This window comes from Streptomyces sp. NPDC052107 (genome assembly GCF_040680215.1).
In the GTDB taxonomy this organism is placed as follows: Bacteria; Actinomycetota; Actinomycetes; order Streptomycetales; family Streptomycetaceae; genus Streptomyces.
In genome coordinates, this window is sequence record NZ_JBFAWG010000025.1 from 74,822 (window position 1) to 97,013 (window position 22,192).

General features: G+C 69.7%; 17 protein-coding genes and 2 pseudogenes. 12 read left to right on the top strand and 7 right to left on the bottom strand.

Annotation, left to right across the window (positions count from 1 at the left end):
- Positions 1-4: 4 nt before the first annotated feature.
- The 4 genes from AB0M27_RS25445 to AB0M27_RS25460 form a co-directional block, all read right to left on the bottom strand.
- Complete coding sequence (locus AB0M27_RS25445; RefSeq protein WP_365724390.1) at positions 5-3,385, bottom strand: ABC transporter permease; 3,381 nt, start codon at positions 3,383-3,385, stop codon at positions 5-7.
- 152 nt (positions 3,386-3,537) lie between these two features.
- Positions 3,538-3,942, bottom strand: coding sequence for a globin (locus AB0M27_RS25450; RefSeq protein WP_365724392.1), 405 nt, complete (start codon positions 3,940-3,942; stop codon positions 3,538-3,540).
- 521 nt (positions 3,943-4,463) lie between these two features.
- Positions 4,464-5,042: a low molecular weight phosphatase family protein gene (locus AB0M27_RS25455; RefSeq protein ID WP_365724394.1), complete on the bottom strand. Its 579-nt coding sequence runs from the start codon at positions 5,040-5,042 to the stop codon at positions 4,464-4,466.
- Entirely contained in the window at positions 5,039-6,769 is a 1,731-nt protein-coding gene (locus tag AB0M27_RS25460; RefSeq protein ID WP_365724396.1) for a polysaccharide biosynthesis tyrosine autokinase, read from the bottom strand. Before AB0M27_RS25460 ends, AB0M27_RS25455 begins: the two co-directional genes overlap by 4 nt.
- 61 nt (positions 6,770-6,830) lie before the next feature.
- Between AB0M27_RS25460 and AB0M27_RS25465 the strand changes: the two genes are divergently transcribed.
- The 3 genes from AB0M27_RS25465 to AB0M27_RS25475 are packed head-to-tail and all read left to right on the top strand — an operon-like array spanning position 6,831 to position 10,232.
- The gene (locus AB0M27_RS25465; protein WP_365724398.1) at positions 6,831-7,544 is read left to right on the top strand and encodes an LPXTG cell wall anchor domain-containing protein; all 714 of its coding nucleotides are present in this window, start codon (positions 6,831-6,833) and stop codon (positions 7,542-7,544) included.
- Between the two features lie 59 nt (positions 7,545-7,603).
- Positions 7,604-9,430, top strand: a complete 1,827-nt coding sequence (locus AB0M27_RS25470) for a DUF4012 domain-containing protein (RefSeq protein WP_365724400.1) — start codon at positions 7,604-7,606, stop codon at positions 9,428-9,430.
- Entirely contained in the window at positions 9,423-10,232 is an 810-nt protein-coding gene (locus tag AB0M27_RS25475) for a glutaminyl-peptide cyclotransferase (RefSeq protein WP_365724402.1), read from the top strand. The genes AB0M27_RS25470 and AB0M27_RS25475 overlap by 8 nt, the downstream gene beginning before the upstream one ends.
- A 67-nt stretch (positions 10,233-10,299) precedes the next feature.
- On the opposite strand, the gene AB0M27_RS25480 is transcribed toward AB0M27_RS25475, so the two are convergent.
- Together AB0M27_RS25480 and AB0M27_RS25485 are read right to left on the bottom strand one after the other, a co-directional pair.
- The gene (locus AB0M27_RS25480; RefSeq protein ID WP_365724403.1) at positions 10,300-11,259 is read right to left on the bottom strand and encodes a GDP-L-fucose synthase; all 960 of its coding nucleotides are present in this window, start codon (positions 11,257-11,259) and stop codon (positions 10,300-10,302) included.
- A gap of 29 nt (positions 11,260-11,288) precedes the next feature.
- A complete protein-coding gene (locus AB0M27_RS25485; RefSeq protein ID WP_365724404.1) occupies positions 11,289-12,791 on the bottom strand; it encodes a polysaccharide biosynthesis tyrosine autokinase in 1,503 nt (500 codons plus the stop codon).
- Positions 12,792-12,982: 191 nt separating this feature from the next.
- Between AB0M27_RS25485 and gmd the strand changes: the two genes are divergently transcribed.
- Entirely contained in the window at positions 12,983-14,026 is a 1,044-nt protein-coding gene (gmd, locus tag AB0M27_RS25490) for a GDP-mannose 4,6-dehydratase (protein WP_365724406.1), read from the top strand.
- 342 nt (positions 14,027-14,368) lie between these two features.
- A pseudogene (istB, locus tag AB0M27_RS25495) lies at positions 14,369-15,076 on the top strand (IS21-like element helper ATPase IstB); the annotation flags it as partial.
- A gap of 1,032 nt (positions 15,077-16,108) precedes the next feature.
- Here istB and AB0M27_RS25500 read toward each other — a convergent pair.
- On the bottom strand, positions 16,109-17,083 hold the full coding sequence (locus tag AB0M27_RS25500) for a glycosyltransferase (RefSeq protein ID WP_365724408.1): 975 nt from the start codon (positions 17,081-17,083) through the stop codon (positions 16,109-16,111).
- A gap of 361 nt (positions 17,084-17,444) precedes the next feature.
- Between AB0M27_RS25500 and AB0M27_RS25505 the strand changes: the two genes are divergently transcribed.
- From AB0M27_RS25505 to AB0M27_RS25535, 7 genes and pseudogenes are all read left to right on the top strand, one after another.
- Positions 17,445-18,251: an ISAs1 family transposase gene (locus tag AB0M27_RS25505; RefSeq protein WP_365724410.1), complete on the top strand. Its 807-nt coding sequence runs from the start codon at positions 17,445-17,447 to the stop codon at positions 18,249-18,251.
- On the top strand, positions 18,248-18,583 hold the full coding sequence (locus tag AB0M27_RS25510) for a hypothetical protein (protein WP_365724412.1): 336 nt from the start codon (positions 18,248-18,250) through the stop codon (positions 18,581-18,583). Before AB0M27_RS25505 ends, AB0M27_RS25510 begins: the two co-directional genes overlap by 4 nt.
- A 22-nt stretch (positions 18,584-18,605) precedes the next feature.
- Entirely contained in the window at positions 18,606-18,755 is a 150-nt protein-coding gene (locus AB0M27_RS25515; protein ID WP_365724414.1) for a hypothetical protein, read from the top strand.
- Between the two features lie 321 nt (positions 18,756-19,076).
- Positions 19,077-20,024, top strand: coding sequence for an FkbM family methyltransferase (locus AB0M27_RS25520; RefSeq protein WP_365724416.1), 948 nt, complete (start codon positions 19,077-19,079; stop codon positions 20,022-20,024).
- Between the two features lie 148 nt (positions 20,025-20,172).
- Positions 20,173-20,979, top strand: a complete 807-nt coding sequence (locus tag AB0M27_RS25525) for an ISAs1 family transposase (RefSeq protein ID WP_365724418.1) — start codon at positions 20,173-20,175, stop codon at positions 20,977-20,979.
- Positions 20,976-21,311 (top strand): hypothetical protein, encoded by a 336-nt coding sequence (locus AB0M27_RS25530; RefSeq protein ID WP_365724412.1) that lies wholly within the window; start codon positions 20,976-20,978, stop codon positions 21,309-21,311. Before AB0M27_RS25525 ends, AB0M27_RS25530 begins: the two co-directional genes overlap by 4 nt.
- Before the next feature lie 439 nt (positions 21,312-21,750).
- Positions 21,751-22,192 (top strand): annotated as a pseudogene (locus AB0M27_RS25535) (transposase); the annotation flags it as partial.

A 22,192-nucleotide genomic window follows, 5' to 3' on the forward strand; every position in this document is an offset into this window, starting at 1 on the left:
CACCTCACTCACCCCCCTGCTCACGCAGCGCCCGAGCCGGATCCGTGCGGCGTAGGGTCGGTAGCGCCGCCACCGTGAGGGGAACCACCGCGACCGCGCAGAGCAGCAACGCCACGCGGGCGGGCGGGAGTTGGACCAGGAGGGCCGGTACCGGGCGGGCGGCCTCGCCGGTCAGGACGATCAACGGCAGGACGGCGCGGGCCAGTACGGTGCCGAGGCCCAGGCCCACAGCGAGCGCCAGGCCCACCAGGACGGCCTGCTCGGCGGCGACCATGCGGGCCAGCCGGCGGCGGGGCACACCGAGCGCGCGCAGCACGGCGAACTCGGTGCCGCGGGCCCGCTGCGCGGCCGCCGCGCCGACCGCGAACCCGACCGCGGCGAGCGCCGCCGCCACCACGGCCGCCGCCGTGAACGCGGCCGTCGGGCCCGCCCCGAACGGGTCGTCGCGCAGCTCGGCGGCGATCTCGTCGCGCACCACCACCTGCCCCGGGTCCACGTCCGGCAGGGCCCGTACGGCGGCGGCCACCCCCGCCGCGGCGCCCGGCCCGGAGTCCAGCCACCACTCGTTCGGCGTCGCGCTGTCGCCGTACCGGGCCTGCAGCACCTGGTTCACGGCGCGCAGGTCGAGCAGGACGGCGCCGCCGTTACGGGCGCCGGTGGCCGTCGGGTCGGCGGTGGCGGGCAGCCCGCGCACCGCACGGACGATCCGCACCGGCAGCGTGTGGTCGCCGATCGTCAGGCCGACGCGCTGCCCGACCCGGGCGCCGGCCGACGCCAGATAGCGGTCGGTGGCCACGGCGGGCACCGCGGCCGGCGCGTGCTGCGGCACCTCCAGCCGGATCGTGACGGAGGCGACGCGCCATGCGTCGGCTTCCGGGAGGTAGCCGGTGCTGTAGACGAAGGTGTGGCTGTCGGTGAGCCTGGGGCGGGTCGGGCTGGTGGCCTGACTCGCGACGGCGTCTCCCGCGGCCTCCGCGGAGGTCTTCCAGCGGGCGGGCAGCGCGAGCCGGTGTGCCCGGCCGTCCGTGCCGGTAGCCGTCAACTCGCCCAGGGCGAGCCGGTGTCCGGCCTTCTTGCCGGGCTGGTTCATGTCCAGGCGGAGCCCGGTCAGGGTCAGCGGGCCGGGCGCGGCGCTCACGTCGAGGCTCAGCGGGTGCGGGTGCCCGTCCGCGGGGAGCTGTCCGAACGGCAGCTGGTACGGCACCCCGTACCGGTCGGCCAGCGTCACCGTCACGTCGGTGACCACCCCGGGCCCCGTCGAACTGCGCAGACTCGCCGTCAGTCCGAGCCGGGCGGTGCCCGCGGGCACCGGGGTCCCGGCCAGTGAGCCCCGCGGCGCCAGCCCGGCCAGCAGCGGCCTTACCGGCACGTCGGCCAGGTCCGGGCGCATCAGTACCGCGTCCGCCGCGTGCCCGGTGTCCAGCGCCAGCACGGTCGCCGTGCGGTCGCCGGACAGCGGCTGGGAGACGCGGACGGCCGGCGCCGCCTCGCGCACGTGTGGCAGCCGCGCGTACACATCGGTACGGCCGAGCCTGCCCTCCCCGGCGGACACCACCCGTACGGGTACGCCGGCGCGGAAGTCGGCCTGGTCGTCCTGCGAGCGGCCCCAGGACGCGGCCTGCCCGATCGCGAGCATGCCGAGCGCGACGGCGAGGACGAGCAGCAGCACCGGGCCCGCGGCGCGCGCGGTGCGCCGGCTGAACTGCCAGCCGGCCAGCGCCACCGGCAGCCCGCGCCCGCCCGCCGCCCATCGCTCGGCGATCCGCGCCACGGGCGGCAGCAGCCGCAGCGTGAGCACGGTCCCGGCGAGCAGCGCCAGCGCGGGCGCGGCCACCAGCAGCGGATCGACCCCGAGCGCCCCGGACCGGTCGGCGGTCACACCTCCCGACCCCTGCCGCCCCAACTGCCAGTAGGCCACCCCGGCGACCGCGAGCAGCCCGAGATCGGCACCGGCGCGCAGGGGAGCGGGGAGAAGGCCGGGGGAGGCAGGGCGGCCGGGGCGCGGGCCAGCGGGGCGGCGCCGCCACAGCGGGAGGGGCCTGGCCGGGCGCCGGGTAACCGAATTGGAGGGCGCCGAGCGCCGCCCGCCCCGCCGGGACGGCAGCGATCGCGACCGGCCCCCTCGGTCCCACGCCCCCGTGCCTGCCACCGCCGGTACCGTCACCGCCAGGGCGCAGCCCAGTGCCGCCGTGGCCGCGACCAGCCAGACGAGTGGGCGGCCGGCCGGGGGCAGGTCGAGGTGGAGGCCGAGGTGGGCCAGGGGGCCGTGCGTGGCGAGCAGGGCGGTGAGCGGGCCGGCGAGCGGGGGTGCGCAGCCGGCCGCGGGCAGCGCGAGCAGCAGCGCCTCGGCGGCGGCGAGGGCGGCGAGCCGGGCCCGGGAGGCGCCGCGCGCCCGCAACAGCCGGGTCGCCTCGGCCCGTTCGGTGCTGAGCAGCCGGGCCACCAGCAGCAGCGCGTACCCGGCGAGCAGCACCAGCTGCAGGGTGACGATCAGCAGCGTGGAGCGGGCGACGAGCAGCGAGCGGTCGATCCGGTCCAGGACGTCCGGCAGCGAGGTCTGCGCCATCGTCGTACCGCGCAGCGCCGCACGGTCGCGCAGGCCCGCGCTGCCCGCCCGGGCCGCCGTACGCAGCCGGCCGATCCGCGCGGTCGTCATCCGGTCGAAGTCCGCCGAGGCGAGCCACGCCGTGGGCCCGGTGCTGACCCGGCCGCCGGTGAGGACGGAGGAGTCGGCGAGCAGCGGGCCGTACGTCATGAAGGCGGACTTCTTCGCGCCGCGGCCGAGCAGGTCGTCCAGTTGCCAGTACGGCGCCGTGACCGAGACGGGACGGTACAGCCCGGTGATCCGCACCCGTACCGCCGGGCCGTCCAGCCGGTCGGTCAGGGTCAGCCGGTCACCGGGCTTCAGCCGCAGCGCCCGGGCGGCGGTCTGCGGGACGGCGACCTCGACGCTGTCCTCGCCGCGGTGCGGGAGGCGGCCGGCGGTCAGCCGCAGCTGGGTGCGGTCCAGTGCCGCGAGGTAGGTCAGGTCCGGGTCGCCGGACCGGTCCGCGGGCGGCTGCAGCGAGCGGGGCAGCGCGTACGGGCCCGAGCGGCGCAGCGTCCTGAGCGTCACCGGCAGGCCGTCGAAGGTCCGCCGGGCGCCCGCGCGTACGGCGGCGTCGGCGGCGGCCCTGCCGTCCGGCGGCACATCCGCCTTGACGGTCAGCGCGGTGTCGGCGGCGTTGCGCGGACCGGCCAGCACATGCCGCAGCGCGGCGTCGCCGATCGCCGCCGAGTACGCGCTGAGAGTCGCCAGCACCGCGGTGGTCAGCACCACGGTGAGCAACGCGGCACCCAGCAGCAGCCGGTGCGCACGCGCGCGTGAGAAGACGAACCCCGTCACCCGGCCCCCGTGTGTCCGGTACTCCAGACCTTCGGGCGATGCTGACAGAGCCGACCGGCTCCGGGTAAGCGGTCGTCGAGCGGTCTATACCAGATCGTGACCGGAATACGGCCGTGCGCGACCGGAATACGGGGTTCGGCGACGGCTGTCCGTCAGTCCGGGGTGTTGATCATCGACGCGGCCGCGTACGTCAGGTAGTTCCACAGCGTCGTCTCGTGCTCCTCGGACAACCCGAGTTCCTCGACGGCCACCCGCATGTGCCGCAGCCAGGCGTCGTGTGCCGCCCGGTCCACCTTGAACGGGGCGTGCCGCATGCGCAGCCGGGGGTGGCCGCGGTTCTCGCCGTAGGTGCTGGGGCCGCCCCAGTACTGCATCAGGAACAGGGTCAGCCGGTCCTCGGCCGGTCCGAGGTCCTCCTCCGGGTACATCGCTCGCAGGAACGGGTCCTCGGCGACTCCCTCGTAGAAGCGGTGGACCAGCCGACGGAAGGTCTCCTCCCCGCCGACCTGCTCGTAGAAGGTCTGCTCCTGAAGCGTGCCGCGCCGAATCTCATTCACCCGTCCATCGTCTCAGACCGGGTGGCCTAGGTCTTGGGCCTTACACCGTCATGGTGGGGGGAGGTGTGGGCCGTAGCAGAGGACAGCGGCGAGGTCGAGGAACGCCAGGTGGTCGTGGGGATGGCGCTCGTAGCGGGGTGACAGGCGGCGTTAGCCGGTGAGCCGGGAGATGGCGCGCTCGACGACCCAGCGACGGCGGCCCGTCGTCGGCTTGAGCCGATTCCCTTGCGGACGCACCGGTACGGGGATGTGTGGGGCACGGAGTGGCTTCTGCCCGGTCCCTTGCTGGACACGGGCGGGCCGGCGTGTTTCCGCGTCGGTGAGCCCTACCCGAGGCCGGATTCCGAGCGGTCGAAAGCAGGCCCGGAAAACGGCGGCCGGAAGAGAGGCGGCGGCCGGCGCCACGCGGACGGGGCGCCGGGACGGGCGTGAGCCGGGGGGCCTGGGAACGGTATCGGCGCTGGCCAGTGAGCGGGCCCGGGAGCTCCCGGCCGCCGACGCCACCTTGTGGTCACAGGGGTTCAGTGCCCTACCCTGTCGCCGTCCAGCAGCCCGGCGAGCCTGCTCACCGTCCTGTCGATCTCGCAGGCGCACCCGTACAGCACGTCCCTGGGTCTCCCCGCAGGGTCCGCGATGTCGTCCTCGACCGGCGGGACGGGGGGGACGGCACCTCTGCGGGCCGCCGCGTCCGCCACCACGGCATCACGGCACCCCGGATCCACCCGGTCCTGTCTGGTGCGCACTCCGCCGGTGGACCCGGCGGCGAGACGGACGAACTCCTTCAGGGTGAAGCAGCGCCGCAGCGCCGACGGCACCAGACGCACGGCCGCCTCGCGGTGCTCACGCGCGAGCCCGAGCACCAGCGCCGCTTCCGCGACCAGCTGCGCGGTGAGCGGGCGGGCCGCGAACCCCGATCCGTCACCGCCCAGCTCCTCCAGCACCGCCCTGGTGGGGGCGTCCATGCCGTAGCGGTGCCACGCCTGTGTGCCGGCGCTCTCCGGCCGCACGGCCGAGCCGGGCGGAAGCCTGCCGGCCAGCAGCCGCTCGGCGAGCACCGAACGGTGCACGTTGCCCGTGCAGACGAACAGGACCCGGGTCATTGCCGGCCTGGGCCAGGTGCGCCCGCCTTTTCATGAGCGGCCGAGACACGAGGAGCGGGCAGCTCTCCGTAGGGCCCGTAGGTGCTGTAGCGGTCGCCCTTGGGAGCCGGAGCCATGCTGAAGACGGTGCCGAGGACGCGGACGCCCACTCGGTCCAGCGATACCGCGGCGGCGTGAACCTGGTCCCGTCTGGTCCTGGCGGCACGGACGACGAGCAGCGCGCCCTGGGCGAGCGAGGCGAGTCCGACGGTGTCGGCCACCGGCAGCAGCGGCGCGGTGTCGACGATCACGACCTCGTAGGTGTCCGCCAGCTCACGCAGCACCTCTTCCATGCGCCCCGAGGCGAGCAGCTCCGTGGGGTTCGGCGGCACGGCGCCGCTGGTGAGCACCGAGAGCCGGCCCTCGGCCTGCTGCATCACGTCCTCGATGCGGGCCTGCCCGATGAGGACCGTGGTCAGACCTGCGTCCTGGACCAGGCCGAAGACCGAGGCCACGCACGGACGGCGCAGATCGCCGTCCACCAGGCATGTGGAGACGCCGGCCTCGGCCAGCGAGAGGGCGAGGTTCACCGCGGTGTTGGTCTTGCCCTCACCGGGCACCGAACTCGTCACCGCGATGATCCGGGGCCGGTCGTCGACCTGTGAGAACTGCAGATTGGTGCGCAGCTTGCGGAAGGCCTCGGCACGCTTGGAGCGCGCGTCGGTGCTGACGAGTGGTCGTTTGACGGCGTCCCTGTCGTACGGGATGGTGCCGAGGCCCGGCAGCGAGACGAACTCGCTCAGCGCCTCGCTGGTCTTGAGCGTGGTGTCGAGATTCTCGCGCAGGGCTACCACTCCGGCACCCAGCAGCAGTCCGCCGAGCAGCCCCGCCGACAGATTCAGCAGCGGGCGGGGCGACACAGGTTGGGTGGGGGCGACGGCCTCCTGAGTGATGCCCAGGGAGACAGGTGACGACGCGGTTTCGCCGTCCGTGCGGTTCTTTCCGCGCTGCGCCGGGACAGGGCCCCGCTTGGGCGTCTCCAGCCGCTCGACGACCGCGCTGAACCGCTCCGCCACGGCGTTGGCGATGCGCGCCGCCCGCTCGGGCGCGGTATCCCGGACGGCGATGTCGATGAGCACCGTGTTGAGCGGGGCGGTGGCGGTGATCCGTGATGCCAGTTCCTCCGGTGTGGTGCGCAACCCCAGCTTCTTGACCACAGGCTCGGTGACCTGACGGGTGGTCACGATCGCCGCGTACGACTGCACACGCGCCTGCGAGAAACTCTGCCCCTGGTTCAGCTGGGCGGAATCCTCACCGGTGTGGGTGGCGACGAAGAGCTGAGTCCTGGCCTCGTAGACAGGGGTACTCAAACCCGTCGCGGCGGCTGCCGCACCGACAGCGAGTACCAGACAGACCACGACGGTCGGCCAGCGTCTGGCAAGAGCCTTCAGAAATGCGTGGAATTCCAAGCTGCATCCCTCATAGAGCCGGGGGAACCACCCCAATCGGGGCATTCTGCTCCCATTGCGCACAGCCGACGATAGGGACTCGCACGTCTGGAGCGAGGAAGCCACCCCCATGTCGACCCGTCGAACGACCCGGGCGACGCACACGGCGCGACCACTCACCGGCGCGCCCGCTTGGGCCATCGAGAAGCGAGGGCTACCCCATCCGGTGACTTCTGGGCGACGCCACGTTAACGGACCCTGATATGTCCCATTCATTCCATGTACGCAGGTCCTGGACATCCAGATCTTGAGTACGGCCGACGCGCAACCGCCTGGTCCGTACCGAAGTCGAGGAGAGTGAATGAAGAAAATGACGACACCGCCCAGATGGCGCGTCGCACTTGCATCGGCGGCTTCCGCCGCCCTGCTCGTCGCCGCGCCGCTGGCGGCAGCTCAGACCGCTCACGCACAGCCGTATCCGCCAGGGTCGGCGGAGACGCTGACCGTCAGCGCCACCACCGTGACGGCCGGACAGCCGCTGACCTTCAGCTCGAGGGCCTTCGACCCGGGGACGGACGTCACGGCGATGCTGGAATCAACGCCGGTCGTCCTCGGCCACTTCGAGGCCGACGACGACGGAGTGGTGTCAGGGTCCGTGACCATCCCGACGTCGACTGTCACCGGCTTCCACGTCATCCGGCTCACCTCGGACAACCCCGACCGCAGTGTCGGCGTCACCATCTACGTGCTGGGCGGGGTCGGCTCCCCTCCGCCGACCTCCCCTCCGCCGACCTCGCCTCCCCCCCACAAGCCGCCGCACCACCACCACGGCAAGCCGGGACACCACGGTGGGCACAAGGGCCACCACGGTGGACATCACGGCAATAACGCGGACAACGTGCCCATGGCGGACGACGATCGCACCAACTCCGTCGACCCGGGGCGCCGGCCACAGCACGCCGGCCTCGCGGAGACGGGCAGTGAGAAGGCCATGACCGTGGGCGGCGCCGCAGCGGCGCTGCTCGTGGCGGGCAGTGGCACGCTGCTGGCTGTGCGCCGCCGCCGCAATTCATGACACGGGGAGACCTCCGCACGGCGGAACAGCGTCCCGGCCTCGGCCGGGACGCTGGCCGCATGCCCGGGCCCGGCCGCCCCCGCGACCGCACGCCCCGCAGCCGTCGCATCCTCCGCATCGCCCTGCTGGCCGGCGGGGCCCTCCCGCTCGCTGGCGCCCTCTGGATCGGCGTCACCGGGCTGCTCGCCCGTTCCGAGTTGCTGGCGGCCCAACGGGACCTCGACACCCTGCGGCAGTCGGTGACGGCCGCGCCCGCGCCGGCCTCCGCCTCCCCTACGGCTCCCTCGTCCGCGCAGAAACGCGACCGGGCGGTACGTTCGGCAGCCGCCCATGCGGCTCGCGCGCACCGCCTCACCACCGGCCCCGCCTGGTACACCGGCGCCCAACTGCCCTTCTTCGGCGGCCCGATGAGGACCGTACGCGGCGCCGCGTACGCGGCGGACCGGCTGGCCGGCGACGTCCTCGCTCCCCTGGCGCACGCCCTGCCGCAGCCCACTGCGCAGAGCCACGGCGCCGGGATGTCAGAGGCCCTCACGGCGCTGCGGACGCACGCTCCGGAGATCGTCCGAGCCGCGCGGGTGGCGGCCCAGGTGCAGGCCGACGTGCACGGGCTGCCCAGGTCCACATGGCTGCCGGCGGCGGACCGGGCACGGGCCCAGCTCGCGCTGCAGACGGACCGCCTGGCCCCGGTGACGGCCGACGCGTCCGTGACGGCTCGCGTCCTGCCGTCCATGCTCGGCCTGCAAGGGAAACGGCGTTACTTCCTCGCGTTCCAGAACTTCGCCGAGGCACGCGGCACCGGGGGCTTGCCGGGAGCCTTCGCCGTGCTGCGGGCCGACCGGGGCCATCTGGCCTTCGAGAGGTTCGGCAACAACACCGAGATGGCCAAGGCGAAGGCGGACGTAGACCTGGGAGCCGACTTCGCGGCGCGCTACCAGGGCGACGAACCCACCACCGTGTGGGAAAACTCCAACATGAGCCCGCACTTCCCTTATGCGGCCCGCATCTGGGCCGCCGCGTGGCGCGAGCACACCGGCGAGCGCGTTGACGGCGCGATCGCAGTCGACCCCGCCACACTGAGCCGTCTGCTGCGGGTCACCGGCCCGGCCCGCACGGCCGACGGCACCGAACTCACCGCCGACAACGTGGTGGACCTCACCGAACGCGCCAGCTACGCGAAGTACCACGACGTCGCCCGGCGCAAGGCGTTCTTCGTCGACGCGGCCCGCGCCGCCGCCGCGCCGCTGATGGCCGCCGCCGACAACGCCCGCCTGCTGCCCGCACTGGTCGTCGCCCTGCACGACGCCGAGCGGGACGGACGGCTGAAGGTGTGGAGCGCCCATGCGTCCGAGCAGCGCGTCCTCGAATCGCGCCCCTGGTCGGGCACGCTCCCGGACACTCCGGGCCCCTTCGCCGGGTTCGTGGTGAACAACGCGGCGGGCTCCAAGCTGGACTACTACCTGGACCGGAGCCTGCGCTGGGAGGCGGGCGGCTGCATTGACGGTGAGCGTCAGGTCACGGCAACGGTGACCCTGACCAACCGGGCCTCCACCTCCGGCCTGCCCTACTACGTCACGCAACGGGTCGACCGCCCGTCCTACCGCACCCGGCCGGGCGACAACCGGCTCCTGGTGTCGTACTACGCGGGCGTCGGTGCCAGGCTCACGGGCGCCACCCTGGACGGCCGCCCCGCTCTGCTCGCACCCGGCGTCGAACGCGGCCACCCCGTGTACACCCTGGACCTGGAACTACCCGCCCGCTCCCACCGCACGCTGGTCCTGCACCTGTTGGAACCCCACGCGAACGGCACGCCCGTCCTGCTGCGGCAACCCCTGGTGACACCGTTGCGCACCACGCTGAAGGAGAAGGGTGCGTGCGGTGCGTGAGCGCCTGCGGCGAGCGGGGGCGATGGTGCTCTCGGGTGCGCTCGCGCTCGGGTCCTGTGCGGCCACACGAGCGGCCGCCGACGAACGGACGCTCGCCGCGCGCCGGGTCGAGCGCCTGCGGGTCCAGGTCCTCCAGGTCCTGCCGCACGACCCGAAGGCGTTCACCGAGGGCCTCGAGATGGCCGGCGGCACGCTCTACGAGAGCACCGGGCTGTCGGGCGAGTCCTCCGTGCGGGCCGGGCCCCCGGGCGAACCGCCCACGCGCCGCACCGCGCTACCCGCACCCCTCTTCGGAGAGGGGATCACCGTGCTCGGCCGGACTCTGTGGCAGCTCACCTGGCGGAACCGGATCGCCATCGAGCGCGACGCCAGGACGCTCGCGGAACTGCGCCGCGTCCCGTACTCCGACGACGGCTGGGGCGCCTGCCTCCAGCGGGCATCCCACCGGCTGGTGACGAGCGACGGCTCGGCGCGCCTGACGTTCCGTGACCCAGGCACGCTCGCGAAGACGGGCGGAGTCGCCGTGACCGAGGGAGGCCGCCTGGTCAATGACCTCAATGAGCTGGAGTGCGTCGGGGCCGCCGTGTACACCAACGTCCTCTTCACCGACCGGATCTTGCGCATCGATCCCGCCACCGGAGCGGTGACGGCGACGATCGATGCATCGGGCCTGCTGCGCGGTGACGAGCTCGTCCCGGGGTCCACACTGAACGGCATCGCGGCCGTCCCAGGAACGGATCAGTTCCTGATCACCGGGAAGTTCTGGCCCAAGATGTTCCGAGTGGTGTTCGTTCCGGCCTGACGGACGGGCGTCCGGTACCGATCGAGCGGTACCGGCCCTCGCCGTCGTCGTGTACCGACGGCGCCGGTCACTGCCGCAGGGCGTCGGATCCCAGGTGCTCCACGTACCAGGCGTACGTCTGGCTGAGTCCCTCGCGCAGTGCGATGCGGGGCGCCCAGCCCAGCGCCGTGAGCCGGGAGACGTCGAGGAGCTTGCGCGGGGTGCCGTCCGGCTGACTCGGATCCCACTCGACACTCCCCTCGTACCCGACGACCTCTGCGACCAGTTCCGCCAGTTCACGGATGGTGACATCCGTGCCGGTGCCGACGTTGACCGGCCCGTCCCCGTCGTAGTGCTCCAGCAGGTGCACGCACGCCCGGGCCAGATCGTCCACGTGCAGGAACTCCCGGCGGGGCGAGCCGCTGCCCCAGTTCACCACGCGTCGCGCTCCCGACTCCTTCGCCTCGTGGAAGCGCCGGATCAGGGACGGCAGCACATGGGAGTGCTCGGGATGGAAGTTGTCGCCGGGCCCGTACAGATTGGTCGGCATGGCGGAGATCCACGGCAGCCCGTACTGCCGGCGCACCGCCTGCACCTGCAGAATGCCGGCGATCTTGGCGATGGCGTAGGCGTCGTTGGTCGGCTCGAGCGGACCCGTCAGCAGCGCCTCCTCCCGGATGGGCTGCTCGGCGAACTTGGGGTAGATGCAACTGGACCCGAGGAACAGCAGCCGCTCCACTCGCTGTTCCAGGGAAGCGTCCAGCACATTGACCTGGATGCGCAGATTGTCGGAGAGGAACTCGGCGGGCCGGGTGGAGTTCGCCTTGATCCCGCCGACCCGGGCGGCCGCGAGCACGACCATGTCGGGCCGCGCGTCCGCGAACCAGTCGCATACGGCCCGGCGGTCTCGCAGGTCCAACTCCGCCGAGCCGGGCCCGACCACATCGGTGAACCCCTCCCGGACCAGTTCGCTCCGCACCGCCGAGCCGACGAGCCCACGGCTCCCGGCAACGAACACACGTGCGGAGCGGTCGAGAGGACAAAGCATCTTTGCGTTCTGTGCTGTGCTGATGGCATTCACCGTTGGGCGCTCGCTTCGCTGGCCACCGAGCACAACTGGCCGTCGTCGGCTCGAGTGTGGTGGAACTGGGGAATGATCCGGACCTGCCCGTCACGAACCAGGCCGCGAAGCCCGAAAAACCGGCGGGTCGTGCGGCACTGCAGGGGCCGCCAATCGTACCCGCGGCCAAGGATGTCCACGTTCTCCTTCGGCGGCGCGGCGTTGAGGATGGCCCCAAGCACGGGTGCACCGACATGTCGCAACACGCGAAGAGCTTCACCGACCTGTTCACGGCGCGTGCTCGAGGCGCGCACCACCAGTAGGTAACCGTCCACGACGGAGCTGATCACGGCTGCATCAGTGACCGGGAGCACCGGTGCGGCATCCACGACGACATGGTCGAACTTCTCGGCGAGGGAGGTCAGCACGGACCTTGTCCGGGCGCTCCCCAGGAGCTCGCTGGGGTTGGGGGGGACCGAGCCGCTGGTTAGTACCGAGAAGGAACCCGTGGACTGCAGCACCTGGGGCACTTCGGCCTTTCCGATCAACACGGTGGTGAGCCCGGCTCCTTGCACCAGGTCCAGGGTGCGGGCGATATTGGGGCGTCGCAGGTCGGTATCGACGAGGCATACCGATGCCCCGCTCTTCGCCAGTGTCGCGGCCAGGTTGGCGGCGACATCGGTCTTCCCCTCCCCGTGCAGAGCGCTCGTTACCGCAATCACTTTCGGGTGCCGGTCCGCCTCAACGAAGCGAAGGTTGGTACCCAGCCGCCGGAAGCCCTCGGCACGCGGCCCTCTCATGTCGTCGCCCGTGGCCATCGGATGACGGGCGGCCTTTGGGTCGTGGATGATGGTGCTGAGCACAGGCGGGCCGCCAACCCCAGCCAGGAAGTCGGATAGCGCCTGAGGCGTGCTCACCGAACGGTCCCGAAATTCCTTTGCCACGGCGAGGCCAGTCCCGAGACTCAGCCCAACCAGCAGTCCAAGGGCGAGATTCACGGCAGGGCGCGGGGAGGAAGGAACGGAAGGGGCGGAGGCTGGCTCGACGAGAGTCACTCTCACCGGGGACCGCTCGACGCCCGGCGGCCTCTCGAGGTCACTGATCACCTGTGCGAAACGCTCGGCGACCGCGTTACTGATCCCTGCCACCACGTCCCGCCGGCTGTCGGTGACGGTAAGCCAGACCAGCACAGCGTCGGGACGAACGGTCACCTTGATCTTGCCGCTCAACTGCTGCGGTGTCATGTTCAGCCTCAGTGCCTTGACAACCTTTCCCAGGACCAGGGGACTCGTGGCCACCAGGGAGTAGGACTTCACCCGAGCCTGGGTGAAGCCATTCCCCAGGGTCAGGTGAGTGGCGTCAGCACGCCCCTGGAGAGAGATGAAAAGAGTGGATGTCGCACGGAATTGGGGGGTCGCGATCTGCGTGCCCAGTGCGCCAACTCCGGCGCCGAGCAGGGCCAGGATGACGATGGTGACCCATTGGCGAGACAGGACACGTAGGTAGTCGAAAAGATCCAAAACGCCCGTCCTTGGTTGGATCGAGTGAAATGACGCCCCGAAGTCACGGTAACAAACTCAAACCCGACACATCGACAAAATGCCTCTAAGTCATGACAATTTCCGTAAGCTGACTGGAACACAGCAGGGCGCCGTCCACCTGTAGAGACACGTGTCCCTGCCCCAGCACAACCTGCCAGCAAGGAGTACGCGTGACCCTCAAGACGGCACTGGTCACCGGTATCACCGGCCAGGACGGCTCGTATCTCGCAGAGTTGCTGCTAAAGAAGGACTACGTGGTGCACGGAATCGTTCGCCGCGCCTCCACCTTCAACACCCATCGAATCGATCACCTCTACCATGATCCCCACGAGCCCGATGCACGCCTGTTCCTGCACTACGGCGACCTCACGGACGGGACCCGGATCGCAGCTCTGCTGGAGCAGGTACAGCCGGACGAGGTGTACCACCTGGCGGCCCAGTCACACGTGCGAGTGTCCTTCGACGAGCCCGAATTCACCGGGGACACCACGGGACTGGGAACCATCAGGCTGCTGGAGGCGATCCGGGCGACAGGCCTTTCTTGCCGTTTCTATCAGGCCTCCAGTTCGGAGATGTTCGGCGCGACTCCACCACCACAGAACGAGAGCACCCCCTTCCATCCGCGTTCGCCCTACGGGGCGGCGAAAGTCTACGCATACTGGGTCACCCGCAACTATCGGGAAGCATACGGGCTTTACGCTGTCAACGGCATCTTGTTCAACCACGAGTCCCCCCGCCGCGGCCCCACCTTCGTCACCCGCAAGGTCGCCATGGCGGCGGCCCAGATCAAAGCCGGGCTACAGGAGGTGATCCACCTGGGCAACCTCGACGCCCGTCGGGATTGGGGGTACGCCGCCGAGTACGTCGAAGCCATGTGGCTGATGCTGCAGCAGGACAAACCGGACGACTACGTGATCGCCACCGGTGCCAGTCATAGTGTGCGAGACTTCGTCGATCAGTGCTTTTCCCATGTCGGACTGGACTGGCGCGACCACGTGCGCTTCGACGAACGTTATCTGCGTCCGAGCGAGGTCGACGACCTCGTTGGTGATGCCGCCAAGGCCGAGCGCGTCCTTGGCTGGCGTCCGCGAGTACGAGCCCCTGAGCTGGCCCGACTGATGGTCGACGCCGAACTCACGGCCCTGTCTCACACTCGTGCAACTGCTGTCGGAGCGCCCGCCGCGAGCCCCGTTCTGGAACTGGCACGGCCGTAGATCTCACCTTGGTACGAGCAGATTCCGCTCGAATCACTACCTCATGAACCAAATCACCGCAATGGAACGCACCCAGCGGGTGACCGAGACCAGGTGGAAAGCAGAATGCCAGTGCGGTCAATCTTGCCGGATCCAGCCGCGCAGGGCCTCGGGATGCACATCGAGCTCGATGGCCAGACGTTTGATCTGGGCTTCGGGTCGGAGGTCCGATACATCCGCACCGCACGCTCGCGCAACTCCAACGAGTACTTCCTGGGGCAGCCATGGTCGATGTTCCTCTCATCCGAAAATCGACCTTGCGGAAGGCGTGCCCGGGCGACCCGTGGGCATGCGCCGGCGTGCCCGCACATCCGACGCTCGTTGACCGGCATCATCCCCACCGCGAAGGCACAAAGGTGGGACCCGGCCGAGGTCGTCCGTGTCCTGCTGGCCGAGGAGGCCGCCGGACGCGACCGGGCCAACCTGCACACCCGCCGCAAGCGGGCCGGATTTCCCACAGGCAAGACTTTCGACGACTGGGACGAGACCAAGTCCTCCATCCCCCGCGCCACCCAGGACGCCCTCAAGACGCTCGAATGGGTCGGCCGACGGGAGAACTTCCGCATCTGCGGCCCCTCGGCACGGACAAGAGCCACTTCACCGAGGCCCTCGGCCAGACCGCCATCGAGGCCGGGCTGACCGTCGCCTGGTTCACCATCGAAGACCTCGGAGCCCTGGTCCGCCGGCACCGCGCGGACGACTCCATCGCCCGGGCCCTGGCGAAAATCATCCGCTCCGACCTGATCATCGTCGACGACATCGGACTGCTGCCGGTCTCCCCGGACGCCGCCGAGGGCTTCTACCGCCTGGTCGATGCCGCCTACGAGAGGCGCTCGGTCGCGGTCAGCAGCAACCTTCATCCCTCGGGCTTCGACGAGATCATGCCCAAGACCCTGGCCACCGCGACGGTCGACTGGCTCATGCACCACGCTCACATCGTCGTCACCCAGGGTGACAGCTACCGGCTCACCCAGGCCACCAGCGGACAGAGGGGTGAAGCCCTTCAGCTGACCCACATTGACCCGAAGGCGGGGAACTATCTGGCCGCCACCGGGGAGATCTCGACGGCCGCCAGTGGGGCGAACTCCTGGCCGCCTACGGGGAGAACAAGATGGCCGTTGACACCCCAGGCACCGCAGGTGGTCCGACAGCTCCAGAAGCGACCGGGTCATGGTCTGCCAGGTGCCGACCTCCTGCATGCGCCGCCCAGGCGCCCCCTTCCGGGGAACGCGGGTGCAGCACACCGCCTCGGCCTTCCCGATGTCCAGGGCCGCCACCCGTTCGATGATCTCCTCGGCGCCCTGTGCCTCTGTCAGCATCTTCACCTCCTCGGCTCCCGGGGCGGCTGCTGCCTGTGGGAGCCAAAGGGCTGATGGAGAAATCTCATTTGCGTGCTCGAGGCCACACTGAAAGCGCCCGCTGGCTGGCTCCCCGTGCTCGGCTCATGAACGACCTCGCAGATCACAGAGGAAACGGCCTCAATAGGCAGCCACCCCGATTTTCCCTCGGAGAGGGCGTCACCGCAGGTGGTCCGATGGGCTCATGAGAACCAGCTGACCGTCTGTCACTATCCTCCGCATCTCGGGGGACCTCACACTGACAGCAGATGTGAGATGATCTCGATAAGCCGCGTGCCACATCACCCGCGGCACACCGTCTCGGCGCCGTGGTTCAGCAGCACGAGACGAATGGTCGCTGTTCCGTCGAAGCTGACGCCGACGGCCATTTGGTCCCCGGAAGGCCGGCCGCTTTCGTGGCTGCAGCATACGGCAATTGCGCACACGCTCTTCGTCGGTCACCCGCGTCGGCAGGTCCGGAGCCGTGAGTTGTCGCGCCGAACACGTCTTCGGATGCGGCTACTTTGATCAGCCGTCCAACGCCCGCCCATTGACCGTAGCGGTCGAGATCTGGGCATCCCCGATCCTTGTCCTTGCAATGGGCCCCTGCGGTTCCGTCATGTCCGGTACCTCAGGATTCGGGTCTTGTTCTGGTACTCGGGGCCGGGTGCCATGCGATGGTCCCAGTTGGCCTGTCTTGCCGACGTCAGCGCCGCTCATCACTTGGTTGCCCATCGCCTGCCTCGTTCTTCCAGCGTTCGTAAGTCCCGCAGCGCGTTCGGCCTGACGGGCCGAGTCTCGATGTACCGTCAGGCCCGCACGCCTGCCCCGCTTTTCCGCCGCGCTGCGTGAGGGCCCGCGCCACCGTCCTCACGTAGGGCGAGAACATCAGCAGGGGCGCCCACGGCCAGCAGTGGCGCAGGCAGTAGACCCACCACTGGCGGGGTGGCAGCTCGCCAGGTGAGATGACGCGGCGCAACGCCTCGCGCACCCCGATGCCGGGCTCACGGGAGCCGGTGTGCGGCGGATTGCGGTCGCAACTGCCCACGTGGCGCGGCGTCACACAAGCGGCGATGCCGGCGCGCCGGGCGCGGAAACCGTGGTCGTAGTCGCCCATACCGTGCCGGAAGACCTTGTCGATGTCGCCCACTCGCTCGTACGCGGCGCGGGACAGGAGCACCACATTCCCGTTGTACGTGTCGCAGAGCTCCGGCCGGCCGGTGGGTTCGATCAGTGCCAGTGTGCGGCCACGGCGTCCGGAGTACGTCGTCGTGAAGCGCTCCTCCCTGCCTCGGACGGCGCCGACGACGATCTTGCCTGGCCCGACCGCGTCCGCGGTGCCGAGCAGAACGGCCAAGGCGTCTTCGTCCAGCACGACATCGTCGTTGAGCCAGAGCTGATAGTCCCAGGCCGGGTCTTCGGCGTGGCGGCTGTGGAAGCTCGCGATACGCATGCCGTGGCTCCAGTAGACCGTGGAACTGACTGTGATGACGTCCACCTCCGGATGCGCCGCTCGGACGGCGTCCGGAGTGCCGTCACTACTGCCTGCGTCGACCAGGTGGGTGCGAACGACGGTGTTCCGGGGCAATCGGCGCTGGTTGGCGAGCGCGGCGAGGGCGGACAGGGTCTTCTCGCGGCGATTGTGACTTGTGATCAACACGGCGATATGGGCTGGCGGCACGGGGAGGCTCCTCGACTCGAGCGACCACATCATCGCCGGGCACAGCCTGCCTGAGGGCTCAACCGGGCCGGGGGCTGATCCGAAAGGTCTAATCCCGATCCGCCAGCGGTCGTGGGGTGAGAGAGACGCGGGTCCGGAACCTGTCAACCTCGGTGAGCCAGGGTGTTCGTGCTATCCCTGTGCCGGGAGTTCTGCGTCGGGATGGCGTGGGTCGGGTGGCAGGGCTGATTCAAAGTGCTGGTGATCTTGCAGCGGCGCTGGTCACGGGAGTGTGACGGTGTGGCGGCGGGCCGCCACGAAGACAACGAGGCTCCGGTTGTCGGGGGTGACCTGCCAGTCGCCCTGCACCACCGGAGCCTCGATGTGTCGCCAGTCTGCCACCGTCTGCCTGACCAAGTCGCCCTCGCTGCGGCAGCGTGAACTGCCTGACGTCGCCGAGCGGTTGGCGACGCTGTTCGACCCGCGTGACCGCCGTGGCCGTCGGCACTGCCTGGTGACGGTGCAGCTGACCGCGGCCTGCTCGGAGCTGGCCGGGGCCCGCTCCTACCAGGCCAACGGCCAGTGGGCGCGCAACGCCCCGCAGGAAGCCCTCGCCCGGCTCCGTATCCGCCCCCGTGGCCCGCTCGTCATCCGGCGTGCTCCTGCCACCTCCACGATCCGCCGTGAGCTCACCCTGGTGTGCCCCGGTGGGCTCGCTGATCTGATCGGCGCCGCCCCGGCCGGCGCCGATCAGGTGGCTGTGGACGGCAATAGTGCCCGCGGCTCGCGTACCGACACCGACGACGCTGTTCACCTGCTGTCGGCCCTCACCGGCACCGGACGCGTCATCTCCCAGCTCCCGGTGCCGGACAAGACCACCGAGGTCACCGCCCCGCCCGCGCTGCTGGCGTCCTTCGACCTCACCGGCGTGACGGTCACCGCCGACGCGTTGCACACCACCCGCGAGCAGGCCTGCTACCTGGTCGAGGAGAAGAACGCCCATTTCGTGCTCGCGGTCAAGCGCAACCAGCCGCGCCTGCACGCCGTGCTGCGCACCCTGCCGTGGAGGGAATGCACCGCGGTGCGCTACGACCGCGAGCAAAGCCACGGCCGACGTGAGACCCGTTCGGTGCGCGTGCTGACCGTCACCGGCCTCGCCTGGACTTCCCGCACGTCGCGCGGGCCGTGAAGATCCACCGCTACCGCACCGGCATCAAGAACGGGAAGACCAGCCGACAGACCGTCTACGCGATCACCGACATGACCTCCCGTCAGGCATCTCCGCGGCGTCTCGGGCAACTCGCCCGCGGCCACTGGGGCATCGAGTCCGTGCACCCCGTGAGGGACACGACCTTCGCCGAGGACGCCTCCAAGATCCGCACCGGGCACGGTCCGGCGAACATGGCCACACTGCGAAACCCCGCAGTCAACACACTCCGCGACGCCGGTCACCACCGCATCGCCGCCGGGCTACGGCAGGCCTCTTACACGCCCTCCACGCACCCGCTCGACCTGCTCTGACTCACTTGACCTGCACCGACACATGATCACCAGCACATTGAATCAGCCCTGCCTGTCCGGCGACGCCGGACAGGTTACCCAGACCACCCCGCTGGGCAGCGCGCAGGCCACCGTCTACCGCAACTGCGACATCAAGCCGCCGTCCCGGATCACCGCTGCCAACCCGGCCTGACCAGCCGCAACGCGACCACGTGGGCACACGCCTCCGCGGACCGCCGTTTCGACGTTTCCGCAGTTCAACCCCTATTTTCGACACATTCGCATGCCACCAACTGCGGAACTCAGTCGCGGGGTCGACACTGCTTTTGTCCGGCTGGCGCAGGCCCTGACACGGCAAAATGTCTAGATTTTCCAAGTTGAGCAGTATTCTGCATCTCTGACGTGCCTATTGGTTCCACTGGAAGACATCCCAACTGAGCCGTGGTGCCGAAGAGATGCAAATGCCCCGAAGGGTGGTAATTCTGTGTGGCATCAGTCGACCGAGGACGTGAGCATGGGTGCGACCGAAGAACCGAAGCGTGAGCAGGTACTCCAAGTGCTGGACCAGCAGCACCATGCGAGCCGGACCCGCGTGCGGTACAGAGTGCTACGCCATCCACTGCGCTTCGGCTACCCCACCCCATCCAGGTTGCGGGCCTGGAAGCAGCGTGGAGTCAGCGTGCAGGCCGAAGCGTGCACGCCGTGGGGGCAGCGGCTCGTCGTCACGTTGCCCGATGATGTTTCGGTGTGCTTGCGCTGGAACGGGTACTTTGAATATGAGTTGAGCGCGTTCTATCTTCGCTTTCTACGCCCGGGGATGACCTTCTTCGACGTTGGTGCCCACGTCGGATACTTCAGCATGCTGGCAAGCTATGCGGTGGGCCCCACCGGACGGATCGTGGCCTTTGAGCCGACTCCTTCGACGTACAAGGTGCTTCAGATGAATGCTCGGGCCAGGTGCAATGTGACGCCGACGAACACCGCAGTGTGGTCTGAGCCGTCCATGATTAACCTGCGCGACTTCGGACCGGGTTTCAGCGCTTATAACTCGGCCTTCGACCCCCGGTTGCCCGATTCGATCAAGGCCCGTCTCGAAGAGCGCACTCATCAAGTGCCGGCCGTCACCCTCGATGACTACGCTAGCGAGCACGGACTTGTTCCCGATGTAGTGAAGATCGATGTGGAGAGCGCGGAGCTGCATGTGCTGCGCGGTATGCAGCAGATGCTCAGCGGTCCCCGGCCGATCGTATCGCTGGAGGTAGGCGACTTGGGCGTCTCGGGAGCTCCGCGGAGTCGGCATCTCCTGGAAGCAGTCCTCTCTTTTGACTACCAAGCATTCGAGTTGCGGGACGGTGGAGTCGTGCCGCATCAACCGCGGGACGACTACAGCTACGACAACATTGTTTTCGCTCCTGCCGAACGAGATGGGGAACTCTGTCGAGGGGGCAACGCCAGTCCATGAAAGCGGCAGGGCTGATTCAAAGTGCTGGTGATCTTGCAGCGGCGCTGGTCACGGGAGTGTGACGGTGTGGCGGCGGGCCGCCACGAAGACAACGAGGCTCCGGTTGTCGGGGGTGACCTGCCAGTCGCCCTGCACCACCGGAGCCTCGATGTGTCGCCAGTCTGCCACCGTCTGCCTGACCAAGTCGCCCTCGCTGCGGCAGCGTGAACTGCCTGACGTCGCCGAGCGGTTGGCGACGCTGTTCGACCCGCGTGACCGCCGTGGCCGTCGGCACTGCCTGGTGTCGGTGCTGCTGACCGCGGCCTGCGCGGTGCTGGCCGGGGCCCGCTCCTACCTGGCCATCGGCCAGTGGGCGCGCAACGCCCCGCAGGATGCCCTCGCCCGGCTCCGTATCCGCCCCCGTGGCCCGCTCGTCATCCGGCGTGCTCCTGCCACCTCCACGATCCGCCGTGTGCTCACCCTGGTGTGCCCCGGTGGGCTCGCTGATCTGATCGGCGCCGCCCCGGCCGGCGCCGATCAGGTGGCTGTGGACGGCAATAGTGCCCGCGGCTCGCGTACCGACACCGACGACGCTGTTCACCTGCTGTCGGCCCTCACCGGCACCGGACGCGTCATCTCCCAGCTCCCGGTGCCGGACAAGACCACCGAGGTCACCGCCCCGCCCGCGCTGCTGGCGTCCTTCGACCTCACCGGCGTGACGGTCACCGCCGACGCGTTGCACACCACCCGCGAGCAGGCCTGCTACCTGGTCGAGGAGAAGAACGCCCATTTCGTGCTCGCGGTCAAGCGCAACCAGCCGCGCCTGCACGCCGTGCTGCGCACCCTGCCGTGGAGGGAATGCACCGCGGTGCGCTACGACCGCGAGCAAAGCCACGGCCGACGTGAGACCCGTTCGGTGCGCGTGCTGACCGTCACCGGCCTCGCCTGGACTTCCCGCACGTCGCGCGGGCCGTGAAGATCCACCGCTACCGCACCGGCATCAAGAACGGGAAGACCAGCCGACAGACCGTCTACGCGATCACCGACATGACCTCCCGTCAGGCATCTCCGCGGCGTCTCGGGCAACTCGCCCGCGGCCACTGGGGCATCGAGTCCGTGCACCCCGTGAGGGACACGACCTTCGCCGAGGACGCCTCCAAGATCCGCACCGGGCACGGTCCGGCGAACATGGCCACACTGCGAAACCCCGCAGTCAACACACTCCGCGACGCCGGTCACCACCGCATCGCCGCCGGGCTACGGCAGGCCTCTTACACGCCCTCCACGCACCCGCTCGACCTGCTCTGACTCACTTGACCTGCACCGACACATGATCACCAGCACATTGAATCAGCCTAGGGTCCGGTGGCCTGTTGATCCAGGGTCCCGGGCAACCTCCGTGACCGTCCTGTCGGAGGCCAACGCCAGCTCCATGGCATCGAACTTGAAGTCGGCGGTATACCGCTTGCTGAAGTTGCTCTTGCTACTCACTACCTGGACTGCTTCCTCCGGGACCGATCCGTCCCAGTATCAGGCTGTCCAGATCAACGGTGAAAGTTCACAGTACAACCACGACCCCGCATGCGAGGAGGGCGTCCCGCGTGATGGTGTAGGCGATCACCGTGCGGGTGTGCGCGGGCGGGTGCCCGGGGCGTGCATCCGGTGACGGTCTTCGCTCCCTGCGCACAAGGCAGGCCACCATGCAAATCTCCCTGGTGAACGGCCAGTTCCACCCTGGAGGTGCCCGATGGCCTTGTCCCAGTTTGACCCACAACGCCTGCTGGAGTCACTACGCACGGCGGACGGGATCGAGCTCGTCCGCAACGTCGCCGAGCGCATGCTGCAGGAGCTGATCGAGGGCGAGCTCAGCGGCCGGATCAGCGCCCAGTGGAACGAGCACACCGAGCACCGCAGCGGCTACCGCAACGGCCACCGGGAGAAGACCCTGGCCACCCAGGCCGGCGATCTGGACCTGGCGATACCGAAGCTGCGCAGCGGCAGCTTCTTCCCAGCCTGCTGGAACGGCGGCGCCGCATCGACCAGGCCCTGTATGCGGTCATCATGGAGGCGTACGTGCACGGGGTGTCCACCCGCTCGGTCGACGACCTGGTCAAGGCGCTCGGCGCGGACAGCGGCATCTCCAAGAGCGAGGTCTCGCGGATCTGCGGTGACCTGGACGAACAGCTCAC